Genomic DNA, 19601 nt, shown 5'->3' with positions numbered 1-19601 from the left:
CGATCGGTGTGACGGTGAAAAGCGTTCTCAACAAAAGTTTGCAACAAATCGACGCACGCGTCTTCCCACCCGTCCCGCGAGACTCTATGTTCACCATTGGTCCCACAGTCGGGACGACTCACCGGCTCCTACCCCCGTTGGGCCGGTTCCCTCACACCGGAGGTACCACGTGCGGAAAGTCGCAGTGGGTCTGCTCGGGCTTTCGTTGACGGCGACGGGTCTGGTGGTCGCCACGACCGCCAACGCGGCGCCGACCGCGAAGCTCCCGACGGCCGCCCCGTCGGCCGCCGAGAAGGCCCCAGCGGATCACGATCTGCCGGACAAGCTCGAGGACAAGCGCCGCGCGCTCCGCCAGGAGGGCCTCAGCGAGGTCCTCTCCGGCCGGGCCAAGGCCCAGAAGATCAACGGCAGCACCGTCGTCAAGGTCGGCAAGACCGCCGGCGGCGCGGCCTCCGCGGCCGGCGCGCGCAGCGCCAAGAAGGGCCAGAAGGACCAGTACGTCGAGCTGGCCCGGGAGCGCACCGACAAGATCTTCGTCATCCTCGCCGAGTTCGGCGACGAGCGGGACCCCGCGTACCCGGACAAGGACACCAACCCGAACATCGCCGGGCCGACCACCTTCGACGGGCCGCTGCACAACGAGATCCCCCAGCCCAACCGGGCGGTGGACAACTCGACCGTCTGGCAGGCCGACTACAGCGCGGACTACTTCCGCCAGCTGTACTTCGGCACCGGGCAGGGCGACGAGTCGCTCAAGCAGTACTACGAGGCCCAGTCGTCCGGGCGCTACACCGTCGACGGCATGGTCACCGACTGGGTGAAGGTCAAGTACAACGCGGCCCGCTACGGCCGCTCGGACGACCCGATCGCGGACGACGACACCGACAACCCGGCCAACGACCCGGCGGTCTGCGCGGACAACATCTGCCAGAACACCTGGGACCTGGTCCGCGACGCCGCCAACCAGTGGGTCGCCGACCAGAAGGCCAAGGGCCGCACCGACGCCCAGATCAAGGCCGACATGCAGTCCTACGACCAGTGGGACCGGTTCGACTACGACGGCGACGGCGACTTCAACGAGCCGGACGGCTACATCGACCACTTCCAGATCGTCCACTCCGGCGGCGACCAGGCCGACGGCGACCCGCACCAGGGTGAGGACGCCATCTGGAGCCACCGCTGGTCGGCTTACAACACCTCGCGCACCGGCCCGGCGAACTTCCCGATCGGTGGCACCCAGATCGGCAACACCGGCGTCTGGATCCGCGACTACACCATCCAGCCGGAGAACGGCGGCCGGAGCGTCTTCTACCACGAGTACGCTCACGACCTGGGCCTGCCGGACGACTACAACAACCTCAACGGCGGCGACAACAACAACGAGCACTGGACCCTGATGGCCCAGAGCCGGCTCTCCGCCAAGAACGACGCCGGCATCGGCGAGCGCGGCGGCGACCTCGGCGCCTGGAACAAGCTCCAGCTCGGCTGGCTCGACTACGAGGTGGTCAAGGCCGGCCAGAAGAAGACCCTGGAGCTCGGCCCACAGGAATACAACACGGCCAAGCCGCAGGCCGCCGTGGTGGTCCTGCCGCAGCGGGAGTACACCTTCGACTACGGCGCGCCGTTCGAGGGCAGCAAGCAGTTCTTCTCCGGCAACGACGACGACCTGGACAACACCCTGACCAGGACGATCGACCTGACCGGGAAGACCTCGGCGGCCCTGTCGCTCAAGGGCCGGTTCGACATCGAGTCCGGCTACGACTACCTCTTCTTCGAGGCGTCGACCGACGGCGGCTCCACCTGGAACGCGCTGCCCGGCACCGTGAACGGCAAGCCGATCCCGCCGGTGTCCAGCAGCGACCCGACGCCGGGCCTCAGCGGCAGCAGCAACGGCGCGTGGACCGACATCAACATCCCGCTCAACGCCCTGACCGGCAAGAGCATCCAGTTCCGGTTCCACTACATCACCGACGGTGGCGTGGCCGAGGGCGGTTTCTTCGGTGACAACATCACCGTGACCGCCGACGGCCAGACGCTGTCCAGCGACGGCGCCGAGAGCGGCACCGGCGACTGGGCCGCCAAGGGCTGGAGCATCGTCGACGAGACCTACACCCGGCTCTTCGACAACTACTACATCGCCGGCCACCGGTCCTACGTCTCGTACGACCAGTACCTCAAGACCGGCCCGTACTACTTCGGCTACGGCAACACCCGCCCGGACTACGTGGACCACTACGCGTACCAGGAGGGCCTGCTGATCTCGTACTGGAACCTCCGGTTCGCGGACAACGACACGTTCGAGCACCCGGGCGAGGGTCGTAACATGATCATCGACTCGCGTCCGCAGCCGATCTACAACCTGACCGGCAACCCGTGGCGGGCCCGCGTCCAGGTGTACGACGCGCCGTTCAGCACGAAGAAGGCGGACTCGTTCACGCTGCACATCAACGGGCAGGCCCAGTACATCCGGGGTCAGGCCGCGCAGCCGCTGTTCGACGACACCAAGCAGTACTGGTTCCCGGAGCTGCCGAACCACGGCGTCAAGGTCCCGGCCACCGGCACCAAGATCAAGGTGCTGGAGCAGAACGGCACCTCGATCAAGGTCCGCTTCTCCTGATCCGCTGATCAGTACGCGCTGATCCATTGATCGGCATGCGCTGATCGACCGCTCCACCGCGATGCCCGGGCAGGCCACCTGCCCGGGCATCGCCCTTTCCGCCCCGGTGCTCCGGGGTCCTAGGCTGGGGTCATGACCGAGCAGCGCGGCGGGGCCGTCGACGAGTCCTGCGTCCTGACCGAGGGGCCGTGGACGCACCGGTTCGTCGGGGCCAACGGCAGCCGCTTCCACGTCGTCGAGGCCGGCACCGGCCCGATGGTCCTCCTCCTGCACGGCTTCCCCGAGCACTGGTGGGCCTGGCACGACGTGCTGCCGGCCGTCGCCGACGCCGGTTTCCGGGCCGTCGCGGTCGACCTGCGCGGCTACGGGGCCAGCGACAAGCCGCCCCGGGGGTACGACGGCTACACCCTCGCCGCCGACGTCGCCGGCCTGATCCGGGGCCTCGGCGAGCGCTCCGCCACCGTCGTCGGCACCGGTGCCGGCGGCCTGATCGGCTGGACCGCCGCCTCGTTCCACCCGTCGCTGGTCCGCCGGCTCGTCGTGCTCGGCGCGCCCCACCCCCTGCGGCTGCGGGCCGCGATCTTCGCCGATCCGCGCGGCCAGTTCGCCGCCGCCACCCCGGCCCTGAAGTTCCAGCTTCCCCGCTACGAGCACGTGCTCACCCGCGACGACGCGGCGGCCGTCGAGGAGATGCTGCGCCGCTGGGGCGGCCCCCGGTGGGTCGACGGCCCCGACTTCGACGCGTACGCCCGGCGCTGCCGGGAGGCGATGCGGATCCCGCAGGCCGCGTTCTGCGCGCTGGAGGGCTACCGCTGGGCGTTCCGCTCGGTGCTGCGGCTGCACGGCTACCGGTTCGTGCGGCTGATGCAGAAGCCCCTGGTCACCCCGACGCTCCAACTGCACGGCGCGTTGGACGTCGCGTCCCTGCCGCGCACCGCCCAGGGCTCCGGCCGCTACGTGACGGCCCCCTACGAGTGGCGGCTGCTGGACGACGTGGGCCACTTCCCGCACGTCGAGGCGCGGGACGTGGTGCTCGGCGAGATCCTGCGCTGGGCGAAGTCCTGAGCGGCTCCCGCCCCGACCCTGGCCGCCGGTCGGGTCAGAGCCGCTGCTCGCGCAGGTCGGCGACCGCGCCGGCCGGGGCCCAGCCCTGATAGACCCCGAAGTCGAAGACCTCCAGCCCCATCGCCTGCGCCACCGGCCACCGGCCACCCGTGTACTCGACCCGCAGCCAGCCGTCATGCTCGGCGAGGACGATGAACGGCTGGCCCTGCCACGTGCAGGTGGTCCGCACGTACGCCAACTCCTCCACCTCGGACGCGGGCAGCACCCGGACGTACCGGCCGGGGCGGATCTCCTCGAACCCCTCGCCGGGCTCGGGCTGGTAGAGCCGCACGTCGTCGCCGTCGGGGCTGGCCTGGTATTCCCGGCCCCGCCAGCGGGCCACGTAGCCGTCGCGCATCAGTCCTCACCGGCCCGACGCCACAGCAGCGCGTCCGTGTCCAGGGTCGCGACCACCCGTTCGGTGCCGTCCGCCCCGATCCGCCACAGCTGCGCACCGTGCGGCAGCCGGGCGCTGTCCACCTTGAACTCGGCCACCACGTCGCTGCTGTCTCCCGGTGCGAAACCGTTGCCCCGGAACGGTGGACGCTCGATGACCCACCCCTCCATGGCCCGCATGGCGCCCTCGTTCTGGCCGCCGTACGGGATGCGGTAGAGGCTCGGCCGGTGGGCGGGCCAGCGCAGGACGTAGATCTCCTCCGCGTCCCGCGAGAACGGCGAGCCCGGGTGGCTCAGGCCGAGCGCGTCGTGCAGCTTGGCCGGGGTGTTCAGGTGGGCCAGCTCGCTGGCCCGGTGCACGAAGCCGGAGACCCGGTCGTAGCCGCGCTCCAGGTAGTAGGAGAGCTGGCTCGGGGCGACGGCCTTCTGCATCACCACCGGCCGGTTCGGGTCGACAGGCGGCGGCGCCTGCCGGGACGCGCCGGCCGACGGCGCGGCTGCCGGCTGCGGCTCCGGCTCGCTCTCGACGTCGTCGCCGAGCCCCACGTCGGCGGCCCAGTTCGCCAGCGCGACGATCTGCTCCCCGGGCAGCTTCGCGCCCACCGGGGTGTTGGGGTTCACCGCGAACGACCAGGCGTCGTCCGGCCAGCGGCGGATGAGCTGGGCGAACTTGACCGACACGGTCTCCACCGGACCGTCGGCGTGGTCGGCCAGCCGCTCGGCGGAGGTGTAGACCACGACGTAGCGTTCGCCGTCCAGCCGCTCGGTCCGCCAGACGAAGCCCGGCTCGCCGGGGCGGCTGCCGTCGGCCGAGTCCGGTGCCACCGGGAGCAGCACCCGGGCCAGCAGCAGGGTGGAGAGGAAGGTGTCGGTGCTGCCGGTGCCGGCGGCGGCGAGCAGGTCCTCCTCGACCTCGTTCGCCGGCTGGAACTCGGGGGCGGGCGACGCGACGGGCTCCGGGCCCGGATCCTGCTCAGTCACCTGCTCCGGATCGGCGACGACTCCGCTCGGTGTCGTGGCCTCGCCGGCCGGTGCGGCGCTGTCGGCCGGCGGGGGCCCGTCGGTGGGTGCGGGCCCGTCGGCCGCAGCGGGACCGTCGGACACGTCGGTCGACGTCGGCAGGTCAGGCGCGGCCGGGATCGGATCGGTGGGGGCGCCCGGCTGGAAGAGGGACCCGGCCGACGGGTCCGGCGTGGGCCGCCTCGACGGGGTGAACAGGGACACCGTCGCCTCCGCGTCGGCGGTGCCGACGGGCGGGGCGGTGGCTGCGGAGCCGGCCAGGGTGATGGGCGCGGTCGCTCCGTCGGCGGACCCGGCGACGGACGGGTCGACCCCGACCGGGTCGGGGACCGGCTCGGTCGGCACCGTCGTGCCCAGCGCAACGGTCGGCTCCGGCGGGACCGTCACGCCCAACGCGACGGTCGCGTCGGGCGAAGCCGTGGTGCCCAACGGAACGGTCAGATCCGGCGAAGCCGTGGTGCCCAACGGCACGGTCAGGTCCGGCGGAGTCGTGGTGCCCAGCGAGACCGTCGCGTCGAGGGAGACCGTCGCGTCCGGCGGGGCCACCGGGTCCGGCAGGGCTGCCGGCTCCGCGGCGGGCAGGTCGCGCGCCTCGATGATCGTGCCCTCGATGACGATCGGCGAGAAGGACTGGCGGGGCGCGGGCGGCGCGGAGACCGGCTCGGCGATCGAGGCGGTCACCTCCTCGACCACTTCCTCGACCGGAGCGGGGCCGGGACGCTCCCGCAGGGGCCGGGTCGGCTCCTCGTCGGCCGCACCGGGGCGGGGGCGCACGAACGCCGGCTCGGCCGCCGGCGCGGGGCCGCGACGCGGCAGGTCCTCCGCCACCCCGGCACCGGTCGTGCCGAAGGCGCGGGTCGGCTCGTCCGCGCCCGCGCCACCCGCCGGGCCGAAGAGTCCGGCCGCCGTGCCGCCGGTCGCCGCCGCGAAGGGACGGGTCGGCTCGTCGCCGGGCGGCACGGCCCGGAAGGCCCTGGTCGGCTCCTCCGCCGGCGACGGCCGGGGCGGCACCCCGGGCGGCACGGCGCCACCGGGACGCAGGAGGCGGGTCGGCTCGTCGTGGGCTGCAGCGGAGCCGGGCGCGTCTGTCGGCGACGCCGCCGGTGCCGCCCCGGCCCGGGAGATCGGCACCGTCGGCGGCTCCGGGGCGGGAGCCGGAGCCGGGGCCGGACGGAAGGGCTGGGTCGGTTGCTCGGCGAGCGGGTCCGACGCGGGACGCCGCCGGGGGAACGGCTGGCCACCGCCGCCGAATCCCCGGGACTGCGGCGCGGGCCGCTCGGCGGGACGGCGGGGTTCGCCGAGCACCCGGGCCGCGCGGCTGCGGCCGGACGCCGGTTCGAAGAAGGAGCTGGGTTGTGGGGGTGGCCCCGGCGCGGCGGCGGGTGGGGGGTTGCCGGTCGGCGTCGCCTCGCCCGGCGGGACCTCCACGGGCGGCCGCCGCCGGGGGACGTTCAACCACGCCGAGCCGCCCGGCGCAGGCTCGCCGCCGGGCGTACCGGCGGGAGCGGCGGAGGCGGGAGCGGGGCCGGCGTCGCGGGGCCGGCCGCCCCCCGGCCCGTCCGGGCGCGGCGGGGCCGGGGGCAGGTCGGCCCCCTGTGGACGGGGCGGGGCCGCCGGCGACACGGTGAGCCGGGTGGTGGGCGTGCCGGCGACGTCGGCGGGCCCGGTGTTCGGTGTGCCCGGCAGCGGGCCCACGGCCGCCGCGCCGGGCGCGGGCGACACCGGCGCGTCCCGGCCGGGGACCACCGCGGTGGCCCGGGCCTTCGCGGCGGACTCCACGCGGTCGAGGCGGGCGCGGGCACCGAGGGTGCGGCCCGGCAGCCGCACGTCGCCCCTGGAGAGCTGGGAGACGAACCAGGCGGGCAGGTAGCCCTCGATGGGCAGCCCCGGGTTGACCGCCAGCCACCACTCGTGGTTGGGCCATTCGGCGGCGAGGTCGGCGTACGCGCTGCGCCGGGTGGGCGCGGGGTTGCCGCCGAGGCAGGACCGCAGCGCGGCGGGCGACGTGAAGGCCAGCACGTGCGTCCGGCCGCCGGTGGTCCAGGTGCCCCACCCCATCGGGACCTGCCCGGCCAGGGCCTCCGCGGAGACCGGCAGCAGCAGGTCGGTGCGGGCCAGGATCCGGAAGTAGAGCTCCTGGTCGTTGGCGCGGAGGGCGTCCCGCATCGCCGCTTCGGCCTCGGTAGCCGGCTCCCAGTCGGTCACGGCCACCTCTCCTCCCGCCATCAGGCCATAGCCATCGCGTACAACCTACAAGGTGGTAACAAGATCACAATGGCTGGCCGGGGACGCCCCGCCGGACAATCCGGATGCGGATAACATCCGGTTTCGAAGCCGACACGATACGGAGGCGTGATGCCCCGGCCCACCGCGCGTCCGGCCCTCGCTGCAGCGGCCGCGGCCCTGTTGGCCGCCCTCCCCGTCGCCCCGGCGCAGGCGGCCGGCGCGCATCGCGCGGCCCCCGGCTGCGCCACCCCGCCGGCCCCGGCACGGCCGGTCGCGGCCACCCCGTGGCCGCAGCAACGGTACGCCCCGCAGCGGCTCGCCGCGCTGGCCAGCGGGGCCGGCGTCACCGTCGGGGTGATCGACTCGGGGGTGGACCGCCGGCACCCGCAACTGGCCGGGCGGGTCGCCACCGGGGCCGACTTCCTCGACCCCGGCGGCGACGGCAGCGGCGACTGCGCCGGACACGGCACCGGTGTGGCGAGCATCATCGCGGCCGAGCCCCGCGCCGGCGTCGCGTTCCAGGGCCTCGCGCCGGGCGCCCGCATCCTGCCCGTACGCGTCAGCGAGCAGCAGGTGGTCGAGGGGCGCGAGTCGGGGCGCACGGTCAGCGCCGCCGACTTCGCCCGGGCGATCCGCTGGGCGGTCGACCACGGGGCCGACGTGGTGAACCTCTCCGTCGTGCTCTACACCGACAACCCGGCCGTCCGGTCGGCGGTCGGCTATGCCGTCGCGCGGGACGTGGTCGTGGTGGCCGCCGCCGGCAACCTGCACGACAACGGCGACCCGCGACCGTACCCGGCGGCGTACGACGGGGTGCTGGGGGTGGGTGCGATCGGCGCCGACGGCCGGCGGGCCGACTTCTCGCAGACCGGCCCGTACGTCGACCTGGTCGCCCCGGGCGGCGAGGTGCTGATGGCCGCCCCGGGGCAGGGTCACCGCCGGGCCGAGGGCACCAGCTACGCCGCCCCGTTCGTGGCGGCCACCGCCGCCCTCGTCCGGCAGTACCGGCCGGAGTTGACGGCTGGGCAGGTGACGCGGCAGATCCTCGCCACGGTCGACCCGGCACCCGGCAACGGCACCGGCGGCGGGTACGGCGCGGGGGTGCTCAACCCGTACCGGGCGGTCACCGAGACGTGGGCGGGCCCGCAGGGGCCGGGTAGACAGGCCGTGGCCCTGCCGGCGGGCGAGGTCGACCCGGCGCTGGTCGCCCGTCAGGCCCGGCGGGCGGCGGCCCGGGACCGGGCGGTGGCCGTCGCGGCCGTCGCCGGGGCGGCCGTGGCGAGCGCGGTGCTGCTGGCGGTGGTGCTGCCCCGGGGCGGTCGCCGCCGCTGGCGGCCGGCGGCCTGACCGGCTGCGGTGGCGGCGCCCGGCGTTGCCGCCGAACGCCGCCGTCGCCGCCGCTCACCGGAGCGGGCCGCCGCGCTCACTGGAACAGGTTGACGTTCCGCTTCTCGGTGTCGAGGTAGTCGTGCGCGGAGTCGTCGACCGCGAGCTTGATGTCGCGCAGCATCGCCTGGAGATCCTGCGAGGCGGAGCGCCACCGGGCCTGCCGCTGCTCGTACGCCTGACGGGCCTCGCCGTCCCAGCTCGCCACCAGCGGGGCGGCGTCGCGTTCGAGCTGGCCGAGCTGGCTGTCCAGCGTGTTCAACGCCCGCTGGATGTCGGCGCCCGCCTGCTGCAGCGCGGCGAAGTTGACGACCAGAACCCCATGGTCCATCGGATGATCCCCTTTCCGGGAGGTGCTACAGCGGCAGCTGGATGCCGCGGTTGGTGCCGGCGACCCGGCTGGCGGCTTCGTTGTCGGACACGTCGTACTGCTGGCCGGCGGTGCGGATGGCGGTGGCGGTCTCCCGCAGGGCCCGCTGCAACGCCGCCTGGTCCTGCGACCACTGCCGCTTCACCTGCTCGAACGAGCGCCCGCCGGCACCCCGCCAGGCCTGCTGCAACACCTCCAGCTCGGCCAGCAGGCCGGTCAGCATGGCCTGCAGGGACTGGTCAACCTGCTCGAACTTCGCGGCGGTCTGCTGCATCACCGCGGCTTCTGCCTGGGTCTGGGACACCCCGGACGTCACCTCGTCTCCTCGATCGTGGCTGGCCGTCGGACGCGCCCGCGGCGGACGTGCCGCTCGCCTGTCCCGGCGGCGCGCCGGGGCGGGACAGGGTCAGCCGATTCGTCGCTGACGGTAGCGGCCCGGTGGCGGTTCTGCTACCCCGCCCCGCTCCCCTGTGGACAACCTCGGCTCCCGTGATCTCGGGGTGGAACCATACGATGACGCTGCGGAACCGCCCGCGGTCACGCCCCGGGCCACGGCGGCGTTCCGGGCGGGCGTTGAGGAGGCGCGGTGACGGCCAGCACGACCACGGCCCCGGTCCAGCCGGCGCACCGGCAGCCGCTGCCCCCACAGTGGATCCCGGCCACCACCCGGCGGGGCCCGGCCGGGGTGCGGGTCGGTCAGGTGGTCGCCACGCAGGCGGCGGTGGCGCTGGTCGCCGCCGGGGTCGGCCGGGGCGCGGCCGCGACCGTGGCCGCCGTCGCGGTGGCCGCGCCGCTGCTGGCCGGCGCCTGGGTGCGGGTGCGGGGGCGCTGGCTGTTCTCCTGGCTCGGCGTCGCCGCCGGCCACCTGTCCCGCCGGCGGGCCCTGGCGGCGACCACCGGCCCGGGGGCGCTGCTGGGGCTGCTCGACCCCGGCGCGGTGGTCCGCGCGGCGGAGCTGGCCGGCGGCCCGGCCGCCGTGGTCGACGACGCCGAGGGCCTGACCGCCGTGCTGGAGGTCGGCGACCCGGGTGACCTGCTCGGCGACGGGCCCCGGGCGCTGCCCCCGCCGTCGACGCTGCTGCCGCCGGTCTCCCCGGAGCTGCCCCCGGTCCGGCTCCAGCTCCTGCTCAGCGGCTCTCCGGCACCCGCCGTCGCAGTCGGGGGGAGCACGGTGGCGACGTCGTACCGGCAGCTCACCGACGGGCTGCTGGCCGGGCGCGACTCGGTGCTGCTGGCGGTGCGGGTGCTGCGGGTGGACGGGTGGACCGACGAGGACCTGCGGGCCGCCCTGTCCGGGGTGGTCCGGCGGATCGTGCGCCGGCTGGGGCCGGTGACCGCCCGTCCGCTCGGTGAGCACGCCGCGCCCCGCGTACTCGCCGAGCTGGCCCACCACGACGGCGGCGGGCCGATGGTGGAAGCCTGGCCGACCGTGCGGACGGGGGCGCTGCTCCAGACCACCTTCCGGGTGCGGCGCGGGCCGGACCCGGCCACCGACGCTGGGCGGCGGCTGGTGCCCCGGCTGCTCACCCTGCCGGCCGCCGCGACCACGGTGTCGCTGTGCGTGGGGCCGCGCGCCGGTGCCGGCGGCGTGACCGTGCCGGCCGAGCTGACCGTACGCCTGGCCGCCTGGACCCAGGCCGAGCTGGCGGCGGCGACGCAGGCGTTGCGGCGGCTGGCCGACGGCGCGGGCGCGGAGGTCGACCGGCTCGACGGCCAGCAACTCCCCGCGTTGGCGGGCACACTGCCCCTCGCCCTCGCCGTTCCGGGCGCGGCGGTCGACCCGGCGGTCCTCGACGAGCTGGAACTGCCGGTCGGCGACGCGGGGCTGATGGTCGGCGCGAACCGGCGCGGGGCGGCGGTGACGATCCGGCTGTTCCGGCCGGAGGGCACCCGGTTGGTGCTGGTCGGCGGGGTGCGCGTCGCGCAACTGCTGGCCCTGCGGGCGCTGGCGCTGGGCGCCCGGGTGGCGGTCCAGACGACCCGGCCCCGGGCGTGGGAGCCCTTCGTCCGGGGCGTCGCCACGCCCGACGGGCCGATCCCGGTGCTGCCGCCGGGCCGCGCGGTGGGTTCGGCGGCCGGTTCGGCGCTGCGTCCGATGCTGCTCGTGGTGGACGCGGGCCCGCTGCCCGCCGACGCCGATCCCGGGTCGGCCTGGCGCTCCACGCTGGTGGTCCGGGACGGCCTGACCACGTCCGACGTCGACCAGCTGGGCCGCGCCGACCTGGTCGTGCTGCAACCGCTGCGTCCCGCCGAGGCCGCGTTGGCCGGTGCCGCGCTCGGCCTCGGCGGCTCGGCCGAGTGGCTGACCCGCATCCGGGAGGACATGGTGGCGGTGGTGAACCGCCGGGCGCTGCGCTGGGCGCTGCTGTCGCCGACCCCCATCGAGTCGCAACTGATCGGCCGACCCGGTCGGGGTTGACGCGGCGGGTTCCGCCGGTGGCGGGTCCGTGGCACCATCCGTGGCCATGGGTTTCCTGAAGGGTCTTCTGATCCGGTTGGGCAGCACGGCGGTGGCCTTCTGGCTGGCCACTCTGCTCATTCCGGGCATCACGCTCGACACGGGTTCGGCCACCGAGGCGATCGTCACGCTGCTGCTCGTGGCGGTCATCTTCGGGGTCGTCAACGCCGTGCTCCAGCCGATCGTCAAGACCGTGGGCTGCGGCTTCTACCTGCTGACGCTGGGCCTGATCGCCCTGGTCGTCAACGGCCTGCTGTTCCTGCTGACGAGTTGGATCGCGGGCGAGGCCGGGCTGCCGTTCCACGTGGACGGCTTCTGGCCGGAGGCGGTGCTCGGCGCCCTGTTCGTCGGCGTCGTGACCTGGCTGCTGGGCGCGGTCCTCGACCGCGACTGAGGCGAGCGGGGGCGGTCCCGGCCGGGGCGGGGTGGGCGGATTCACGGCGCGCGGGGCCGGGCGGGCACGCTAGCGTCGCAGGGTGTTCACCCTGACCCGCGACGACGGCCACCAGCTCAGCACCGACCCCGCCCGGCTCGACCTCGACCTCGTGCACCACTGGCTCTCCACCGACGCGTACTGGGCGCTGGGGCGGGACCGGGAGACCGTCGGCCGGGCGTTCGCCGGCTCGCTGCCCTACGGGGTCTACCGCCCCGGTGACGGTCGGCAGGTGGCGGTGGCCCGGGTGGTGACCGACGGCGCGACGTTCGCCTGGCTCTGCGACGTCTACGTGGACCGGTCGGCCCGGGGTCGCGGGCTGGGCACCTGGCTGGCCGGCGGGGTCCGCGACCACCTGGCCACGCTCGGCGTACGCCGGATCGTGCTGGCCACCTCCGACGCGCACGGGGTCTACGCGAAGATCGGCTTCACCCCCGTCGACCCGGGGCGCTGGATGGAGTACGACGGGCGGGGGCAGGCGTGAGCCCGCTCCGCCTCGGCTACCTCTACGGCATCGGCGCGTACCTGCTCTGGGGGTTCTTCCCGCTCTACCTCAGGGCGCTCAAGCCGGCCGGCCCGCTGGAGATCCTGGCGCACCGGATCGTCTGGTCGGTGCTCTTCGTGGCGCTGCTGCTCGCCGCGCTGCGCAACGTGGGCTTCCTGCGCCGGCTGGCGCGCCGGCCCCGGGCGCTGGCCGGCATCGCCGTGGCCGCCGCGCTCATCGCGGTCAACTGGGGCACCTACATCTACGGCGTGAACTCGGCGCGGGTGGTGGAGACGGCCCTCGGCTACTTCATCACCCCGCTGGTGTCGGTGCTGCTCGGGGTGACCGTGCTGCGGGAGCGCCTGCGCCCCGGGCAGTGGCTGGCGCTGGGCATCGGCACGGCGGCGGTGGCCGTGCTCACCGTCGACTACGGCCACCTGCCCTGGCTCGCGCTCGTCCTGGCCGTCAGCTTCGCCGCGTACGGGCTGGTCAAGAAGCGCCTCGGGCTGCCGGCGGCGGAGGGGCTGTTCGTGGAGTCGGCGGTGCTCGCCCTGCCCGCCCTCGGCTATCTCGGCTGGCTCGCCGCCGCCGGTGGCCTGGCCTTCGGTCACGTCTCGGCCGGGCACACGGCGCTGCTGGTGCTGGCCGGCGCGGCCACCGCGACCCCGCTGCTGCTCTTCGCCGGTGCCGCGAACCGGCTGTCGCTGACGGCGCTGGGCATGCTCCAGTACCTCGCCCCGATCCTCCAGCTCGGCTGCGGGGTGCTGATCTTCCACGAGCCGATGCCCCCGGCCCGGCTCGCCGGCTTCGCCCTGGTCTGGCTGGCCCTGCTGACCTTCACCGCTGACGCCCTGCGCCATTCCCGCCGCGCACGCCGCGCCCGCCGCCCCGGTGCCGCCCGGCCGCTCGCGCCGTCGCCGGTGGGGCAGGGGACGACGGCCCCCTGAGCGCCCGCCGCCGCACCTCGTCGCTTTCCGTCGCTTTCCGTGATGGGATGCGGTGCCGATCGCGGCGCCCCACCGGGCTGACCGTCAGTCACCACCGCTCGACCTCGCCACGGACCTCGCGCCCCCTTTGCTCTGCACCCATCCACGCAGCACCACCCGCGAGCTGGGAACATGAGGATCACGCGCTCGCGGCGACCCCGTCGGCCGGTTGCGCCGCGTGACCGTTGCGTATATGGGTGCAGAGCAAAGGGGTGCATCCGGGGGTGGCCCGGTCGGGCAGGGCAACTACGCGCCGCAACATCGCCGAGGCGAGCAACGCGCACGATCATCGCCCCGCGCGGGGGCACAGTCCCCCGGCGGAGCCCCGACGGGGCTCAGCGGACGTCGTAGGCGAGGACCGGGGTGCCGTCGGCGCGCAGGAGTTCCAGGCGGACCAGCTCACCGTCGGTGAAGTGGGTGGTGGCGGTGAGGCTCAGCTCGTCGCCGGGGGCGGCCAGCCAGGAGCCGATCTGCTCCGTCGCGCCGTCCGGGCCGTGCGCCATCAGCCGGAAGGTGTACGCCTCGCGGTGCCCGGCCCGCCGGTCGTACCCGCAGCGCATGGTGACCTCGGTGCCCCACGGCGTGCCGGTCAGCGCCACCTCGGCGCGCACCGGCACCGTTCCGGCGATCGGCCGCATGGACGCCAGCGCGATCTGCGGGGTGGGCTTCGGCGCGACCTCGACGGGCGGCCGGAGGGTGGCCGCGCCGAGCCCGGCGAGCACCGCCAGGACGGCGGCGGCCAGCGCGGTCAGGGCGTACCGGCGGCGGGCGGCCGACCGCTCGCGGCGTCGGCGGCGACGGGCGGCGTCGAGCAGCGCGGGCACCCGGGAGATCTCGGCGGGCGGCTCCAGGAACTGCTCCAGCCCGGCCGGGTCGAGCCGGCCGAGCAGTCCGGGGAGCACGGCGATCTCGGCCACCGCGTCCCGGCAGGAGGCGCAGCCGCCGAGGTGCCGCTCGTAGGCGGCCCGGTCGGCGGGGGCGAGCGCGCCCAGCACGTACGCGCCGTCGTCGTGCGCGAACTCGCAGCGGGTCATCCCGTCACCCCCATCTCGGCCAGCGCCAACCGCAGTGAGCGCAGCGCGTAGTGGGTACGGGACTTGACCGTCCCCGTCGGCACGCCCAGCCGGACCGCCGCCTCGGACACCGAACGCCCCTGGTAGAAGCACTCGATCAGCACCTCGCGGTGGGTCGGGCTGAGCCGGTTCAACGCCTCGGCGACCGTCCACGCCTCCACTGCGCGCTCCGCCTCGTCGATCGTCTCCGGGGGTTCGGGCAACTCGTCGGTGTAGATCTCGCCTACCCGGGTCGAGCGCCGCCGCCACGCGTCGATGGCCAGGTTGCGGGCCGTGGTGAACAGCCACGCCCGCACCGACCCGCGCGTCGGGTCGAGCGACTCCGGGTGCCGCCAGGCCCGCAGCAGCGTCTCCTGCACCAGGTCCTCGGCCCGGGTCCGGTCGCCGTTGACCAGCCGCAGGGCGTGCGCGTAGAGCGCGTCCGCATGCTCGTCGTGCAGCGCGCGCAGCAGTTGGGCGTCGTGGTCGCTGATGACGACCTCCTCGCTGTCGCCGGAGTCCAGCGGCTCCCGCTGTCGAACGCGTCCAGCGGTGCGTTCGCCGGACAGTACGTACGGTGCCGCCGATCGGTTCATCCGCAGGTCGACGGGGAGGTCAGGCGCAGGTGTTCACATCCGGTTCATGTTCGGGCCGACCCGCGCTCACCGCGCCCTCCTAGCGTCCGCCGGGTACGCACGTCGGAGGGCTGACCCCGGCGTGCACCGACTTCCTTGGAGGCACCTCCCGATGAGCGACCGACCCCGGCTGCTCCCCCTGCTGGGCGCCACCCGCCACGGCAGCCGTGACGCCATGACCTGTCTCTACCGGTGCGGCAACGCCTGTGACCACCCGGTGCCCAACACGTCCGACAACCCGTACCTCGGCGACATCGTGGACGCCGAGGTGTCCCGGCGCGGCGTGGTCCGGGCCGGCGCGGTCGGTGCGCTCGTCCTGGGCTTCGGCGGCGCGGCCGCCGGGGCGCTGGCCGGTGCCGGCGCCGCGTCCGCCGCGCCGGCCGACCCGGTCGTGCCGGAGGCCGCCGGGTTCGGCCGCCCGGCCGGCGGGGTGGGCAGCGGCGCGCTGACCTTCCGGCCGATCCCGCCGAACAAGCTCGACACCCTGGTCGTGCCCAACGGGTACGACCACAGTGTCGTGATCCGCTGGGGCGACCCGGTGGTGCCGGGCACGCCCGGGTTCGACGTGCACGCGCAGACCGCCGCGAAGCAGGCCAAGCAGTTCGGCTACAACAACGACTTCGTCGGCGTGCTGCCGCTGGACAAGCGGGGCCGCCGGGCGCTGCTCGTGGTCAACCACGAGTACACCAACGAGGACCTGATGTTCCCCGGCTTCACCAGCCTCGACGCGCTCACCGTCGAGCAGGTGAAGGTCGCCATGGCGGCGCACGGCATGTCCGTGGTCGAGCTGGAGCGGGTCGACGGCACCGGGCAGTGGCGGCCGGTCGAAAGCGGCCGGCGGCCGTACAACCGGCGGGTCACCGCGCTGGCCACGAAGTTCGAGCTGACCGGCCCGGCCGCCGGCTCGGCGTGGCTGCGTACCGCCGCCGACCCGAAGGGCCGGACGGTGGTCGGCACGCTGAACAACTGCGCGGGCGGCGTCACCCCGTGGGGCACGGTGCTCTCCGGCGAGGAGAACTTCAACCAGTACTTCGTCGGCGGGGACGCCGCGCCGGAGGAGCTGAAGCCAAAGCTGGCCCGCTACGGCATCAACACCACCGAGCGGTACCCGAGCGGCAACCGCAAGTGGGACCGCGCCGACGAGCGCTTCGACCTGGCGAAGAACCCGTACGAGGCGCACCGCTTCGGCTGGGTCGTCGAGATCGACCCGTTCGACCCGGAGAGCCGGCCGCGCAAGCACACTGCGCTCGGCCGGTTCAAGCACGAGGGCGCGAACGTCATCGTCGCCCGCAGCGGCCACGTGGTGGCCTACATGGGCGACGACGAGCGGTTCGACTACCTCTACAAGTTCGTCTCCGACAAGAAGTTCATGGCCGGCGACTCGTGGGTGGCCCGCAAGCACAACCTGACCCTGCTGGAGTCGGGCACCCTGTACGTGGCGCAGCTCGAAGGCAACTCGGCCGCCGAGATCGACGGCTCCGGCAAGCTCCCCGCCGACGGGGCGTTCAACGGCCGGGGCCGCTGGATCAAGCTGGTCAGCGGCAACCGCTCGTACGTCGACGGGATGACCGCCGCGGACGTGCTCACCTTCACCCGGCTGGCCGGCGACAAGGTCGGCGCGACCAAGATGGACCGCCCGGAGGACGTCGAGCCGAGCCTGCTGACCGGCAAGGTGTACGTGGCGCTGACCAACAACACCGACCGCGGCAAGGCGGGCAAGGCCCCGGCCGACGAGGCCAACCCGCGCAACCTCAACAAGCACGGTCAGATCCTGGAGCTGGTCGAGGACGGCAACAACAACGCCGCCGAGACGTTCGCCTGGTCGCTGCCGATCGTCTGCGGCGACCCGACCGACCCGTCGACCCACTTCGCCGGGTACGACAAGGCGAAGGTCTCCCCGATCTCCTGCCCGGACAACGTCGCCTTCGACGCCACCGGCAACCTCTGGATCTCGACCGACGGCAACGCGCTGGGCAGCAACGACGGCCTGTTCGCCACCGCCGTCGAGGGCCCGGAGCGGGGGCACCTGAAGCAGTTCCTCACGGTGCCGCTGGGCGCGGAGACCTGCGGCCCGTTCATCACCGGCGACAACCGCTCGGTGTTCGTGGCGGTGCAGCACCCGGGTGAGATCACCGGGGCGACCGTGGAGAACCCGGCGTCGACGTGGCCCGACGGCGACTACGCCAAGCCCGGCGTGGTGGTCACCTGGCGGCTGGACGGCGGCCCGATCGGCAGCTGACCCCGCTGGGCGTCGCGGCGGGCCCCCTCCCCACCAGGGAGGGGGCCCGTCCCGTTTCGGCTCTCGACGGCGTCGGTCCTCGACGACGGCTCAGTTCTCGGCGGTGCCGGCTCAGTTTTCGGCGGCGACGGCGTCGGCGATGGCGCGGGCGGCGGTGAGCAGCTTGGCCCGCACCACCCGGGCGGAGGTCATCATCTCGCTGGCCGGCAGCGAGCAGGCCAGCACCATCCGGCGTTCCATGTCCTTGTCGGGGACGACGAGCACGGCGGCGCACGCGACGCCCTGGCGGAACTGCCCCAGCTCCAGCTGCATGCCCCGGCGGTCGCCGGCCGCCACGTCAGCCTCGAACGCCTCGGGGGTGGTGAGGGTGGCGTTGGTGAACGGGCGCATGCCGTATTCCCGCAGGTAGCGGAAGCGCTGCTCGGCGGTGAGGGTGGCCAGCAGCGCCTTGCCGAGCGCGGTCGCGTGCGCGCCCTCGTCGAACCCGGGGACCAGGTCCTCCAGGTGCGGGGAGCGGTGCCCCTCGGCCACGGCGGTCACGGCGACCTGGCCGCCGACGAAGCGCCCCAGGTAGTGGCTGTAGCCGGTGTCCAGGGCGGCGCGGCGCAGGCACTCGCCGACCGCCGCGGGGCCGCGGAACGCGGTGACCAGCTCGCGGTAGCGGTCGGCGATCTCCAGCCCCACGATGTACGTGCCGTCCTCCCGGCGGATCACGTAGCCCTCGTAGGCCAGCGTGCGGACCAGGTGGTAGGTGGTGGCCACGGTCAGCTCGCAGCGCCGCGCGATCTGCTTGACGGTCAGCCCCTTCGGGGCGCGACCGACCGATTCGAGCACGCGTAGCGCGCGGGAGACACTCCGGATGAGGTCCGAAGGTTCCGCCAAGGGGTCGCGCACAACCACCTCCGCCGCCGGGGACTTACACCATATGAAATCCAGGCGTCCGGCGAAATGCCTGTTCGGGTCGACGCTGCCAGATCATCCTAAACGGTCAGTGCGTCGAGCGACACGGTGAGTTGTCCGAGTCGGACTCGCGAAGGGTTCGCGGAACCCGCACCGGGACCCGGAAAGGGTCAGCCGGTGCGGTCGGCGATGTAGTCGCAGAGGGACTCCAGCGCACGGCGCGACGACGTCTCCGGCAGCAGCGCGAGCTGCTCCCGGGCCTCCTCGGCGTAGCTGCGGACGGTCTCCCGGGCGCGCTTGAGCGCCGGGGACTCGCGGAGCAGGCCGAGGGCCTCGGCATGCAGGGCGTCGTCGACGAGCGGGCCCGTGGCCAGGATCTCCCGCAGCCGCACCGAGGCGGCGTCGGAGTCGTCGGAGGCGAGCGCGTAGAGCACCGGCAGGGTCGGCACGCCCTCGCGCAGGTCCGTGCCGGGGGTCTTGCCCGACTGCACCGACTCGCTGGCGATGTCGAGCAGGTCGTCGGAGAGCTGGAAGGCGACGCCGATCGTCTCGCCGTACCCCGCCAGGGCCTCGGTGTGCGCGGCGGACGCCCCGGAGAACAGGCCGCCGAAGCGGGCCGAGGTGGCGATCAGCGAGCCGGTCTTCTCGGCGATCACGCCGAGGTAGTGGGCCACCGGGTCCTGCCCGTCCCGGGGGCCGACCGTCTCGGCGATCTGGCCATGCACCAGGCGGGCGAACGTGCGCGCCTGCAGCCGCACCGCCTCCGGGCCCAGATCGGCCGAGAGGTCCGCGGCGCGGGCGAAGAGGTAGTCGCCGACCAGGATCGCCACCGAGTTTGTCCAGCGGGAGTTGGCGCTCGGGGCGCCCCGCCGCACGGCGGCCTCGTCCATGACGTCGTCGTGGTAGAGCGTCGCCAGGTGGGTGAGCTCCATCACCACGGCGGCGGAGACGACCCGCGGGTCGGCCGGATCGCCGAACTGGGCGCCCAGCGAGACCAGCAGCGGGCGGAACCGCTTCCCGCCGGCGTCCACGAGGTGCCGGGCGGCCTCGGTCACCAGCGGGTCGGCGCTCGTCACGGTGGCCCGCAGCTCCGCCTCGACGGACTCCAGCAGGCCCAACACGGACGCCTCGACGCGGGCATCGGCCAGGTGCAGGCCGAGCGCGCCGAACTGACCCATGCTCTCCCGACCCCGCCGAGCGGAGCCGGTGGCACCTGAACGCTCGCCAGCCGGATTCACCACGCTATCCACCATGCCACACCCGTTCGACCTGCTCCGGGGCGGGGATGCGGCGAC

At 74.3% G+C, this 19601-nt stretch carries 16 protein-coding genes; 8 read left to right on the top strand and 8 right to left on the bottom strand.

Features of this window, described 5'->3' with window-relative positions:
• Window positions 1-184 precede the first annotated feature (184 nt).
• Window positions 185-2617: an immune inhibitor A domain-containing protein gene (locus LPA42_RS09325; RefSeq protein WP_077935686.1), complete on the top strand. Its 2433-nt coding sequence runs from the start codon at window positions 185-187 to the stop codon at window positions 2615-2617.
• Between the two features lie 132 nt (window positions 2618-2749).
• Window positions 2750-3682, top strand: a complete 933-nt coding sequence (locus LPA42_RS09320; protein ID WP_043961451.1) for an alpha/beta fold hydrolase — start codon at window positions 2750-2752, stop codon at window positions 3680-3682.
• Window positions 3683-3716: 34 nt separating this feature from the next.
• Here the strand turns inward: LPA42_RS09320 and LPA42_RS09315 are convergent, their stop codons facing one another.
• Window positions 3717-4082, bottom strand: coding sequence for a hypothetical protein (locus LPA42_RS09315; protein WP_043961450.1), 366 nt, complete (start codon window positions 4080-4082; stop codon window positions 3717-3719).
• On the bottom strand, window positions 4079-7342 hold the full coding sequence (locus tag LPA42_RS09310) for an SseB family protein (protein WP_228986484.1): 3264 nt from the start codon (window positions 7340-7342) through the stop codon (window positions 4079-4081). Before LPA42_RS09310 ends, LPA42_RS09315 begins: the two co-directional genes overlap by 4 nt.
• Before the next feature lie 150 nt (window positions 7343-7492).
• On the opposite strand from LPA42_RS09310, the gene mycP reads away from it, so the two are divergent.
• Window positions 7493-8710, top strand: coding sequence for a type VII secretion-associated serine protease mycosin (mycP, locus tag LPA42_RS09305; protein WP_077935685.1), 1218 nt, complete (start codon window positions 7493-7495; stop codon window positions 8708-8710).
• Between the two features lie 76 nt (window positions 8711-8786).
• On the opposite strand, the gene LPA42_RS09300 is transcribed toward mycP, so the two are convergent.
• Window positions 8787-9080 (bottom strand): WXG100 family type VII secretion target, encoded by a 294-nt coding sequence (locus tag LPA42_RS09300; protein ID WP_043961448.1) that lies wholly within the window; start codon window positions 9078-9080, stop codon window positions 8787-8789.
• A gap of 25 nt (window positions 9081-9105) precedes the next feature.
• On the bottom strand, window positions 9106-9423 hold the full coding sequence (locus LPA42_RS09295) for a WXG100 family type VII secretion target (RefSeq protein WP_043963744.1): 318 nt from the start codon (window positions 9421-9423) through the stop codon (window positions 9106-9108).
• 282 nt (window positions 9424-9705) lie between these two features.
• On the opposite strand from LPA42_RS09295, the gene eccE reads away from it, so the two are divergent.
• The 4 genes from eccE to rarD all read left to right on the top strand — a co-directional run bounded on the left by eccE (window position 9706) and on the right by rarD (window position 13441).
• Entirely contained in the window at window positions 9706-11538 is a 1833-nt protein-coding gene (gene eccE / locus LPA42_RS09290) for a type VII secretion protein EccE (protein WP_077935684.1), read from the top strand.
• Between the two features lie 46 nt (window positions 11539-11584).
• Complete coding sequence (locus LPA42_RS09285) at window positions 11585-11971, top strand: phage holin family protein (protein ID WP_043961446.1); 387 nt, start codon at window positions 11585-11587, stop codon at window positions 11969-11971.
• An 82-nt stretch (window positions 11972-12053) separates the two neighbouring features.
• Window positions 12054-12494, top strand: coding sequence for a GNAT family N-acetyltransferase (locus LPA42_RS09280; protein ID WP_077935681.1), 441 nt, complete (start codon window positions 12054-12056; stop codon window positions 12492-12494).
• Window positions 12491-13441 carry an EamA family transporter RarD gene (gene rarD, locus LPA42_RS09275; protein WP_077935680.1) on the top strand — a complete coding sequence of 317 codons (951 nt, stop codon included), beginning with the start codon at window positions 12491-12493 and terminating at the stop codon, window positions 13439-13441. Before LPA42_RS09280 ends, rarD begins: the two co-directional genes overlap by 4 nt.
• A 374-nt stretch (window positions 13442-13815) precedes the next feature.
• Here rarD and LPA42_RS09270 read toward each other — a convergent pair whose 3' ends face one another.
• Together LPA42_RS09270 and LPA42_RS09265 are read right to left on the bottom strand one after the other, a co-directional pair.
• Complete coding sequence (locus tag LPA42_RS09270; protein ID WP_077935679.1) at window positions 13816-14514, bottom strand: anti-sigma factor; 699 nt, start codon at window positions 14512-14514, stop codon at window positions 13816-13818.
• A complete protein-coding gene (locus tag LPA42_RS09265) occupies window positions 14511-15128 on the bottom strand; it encodes a sigma-70 family RNA polymerase sigma factor (RefSeq protein WP_255378715.1) in 618 nt (205 codons plus the stop codon). The genes LPA42_RS09270 and LPA42_RS09265 overlap by 4 nt, the downstream gene beginning before the upstream one ends.
• 151 nt (window positions 15129-15279) lie before the next feature.
• On the opposite strand from LPA42_RS09265, the gene LPA42_RS09260 reads away from it, so the two are divergent.
• Window positions 15280-17406 carry a PhoX family phosphatase gene (locus LPA42_RS09260; RefSeq protein WP_077935678.1) on the top strand — a complete coding sequence of 709 codons (2127 nt, stop codon included), beginning with the start codon at window positions 15280-15282 and terminating at the stop codon, window positions 17404-17406.
• A gap of 111 nt (window positions 17407-17517) precedes the next feature.
• Here LPA42_RS09260 and LPA42_RS09255 read toward each other — a convergent pair whose 3' ends face one another.
• Window positions 17518-18300 carry an IclR family transcriptional regulator gene (locus tag LPA42_RS09255; RefSeq protein ID WP_074475423.1) on the bottom strand — a complete coding sequence of 261 codons (783 nt, stop codon included), beginning with the start codon at window positions 18298-18300 and terminating at the stop codon, window positions 17518-17520.
• A gap of 176 nt (window positions 18301-18476) precedes the next feature.
• A complete protein-coding gene (locus tag LPA42_RS09250) occupies window positions 18477-19559 on the bottom strand; it encodes a polyprenyl synthetase family protein (protein WP_077935677.1) in 1083 nt (360 codons plus the stop codon).
• Between the last annotated feature and the right edge of the window lie 42 nt (window positions 19560-19601).

Source organism: Micromonospora sp. DH13 (genome assembly GCF_020873825.1).
GTDB lineage: Bacteria > Actinomycetota > Actinomycetes > Mycobacteriales > Micromonosporaceae > Micromonospora > Micromonospora haikouensis.
The sequence above is the reverse complement of the archived record's forward strand: the minus strand, read 5'-3'. Positions and strand labels throughout refer to the sequence as shown.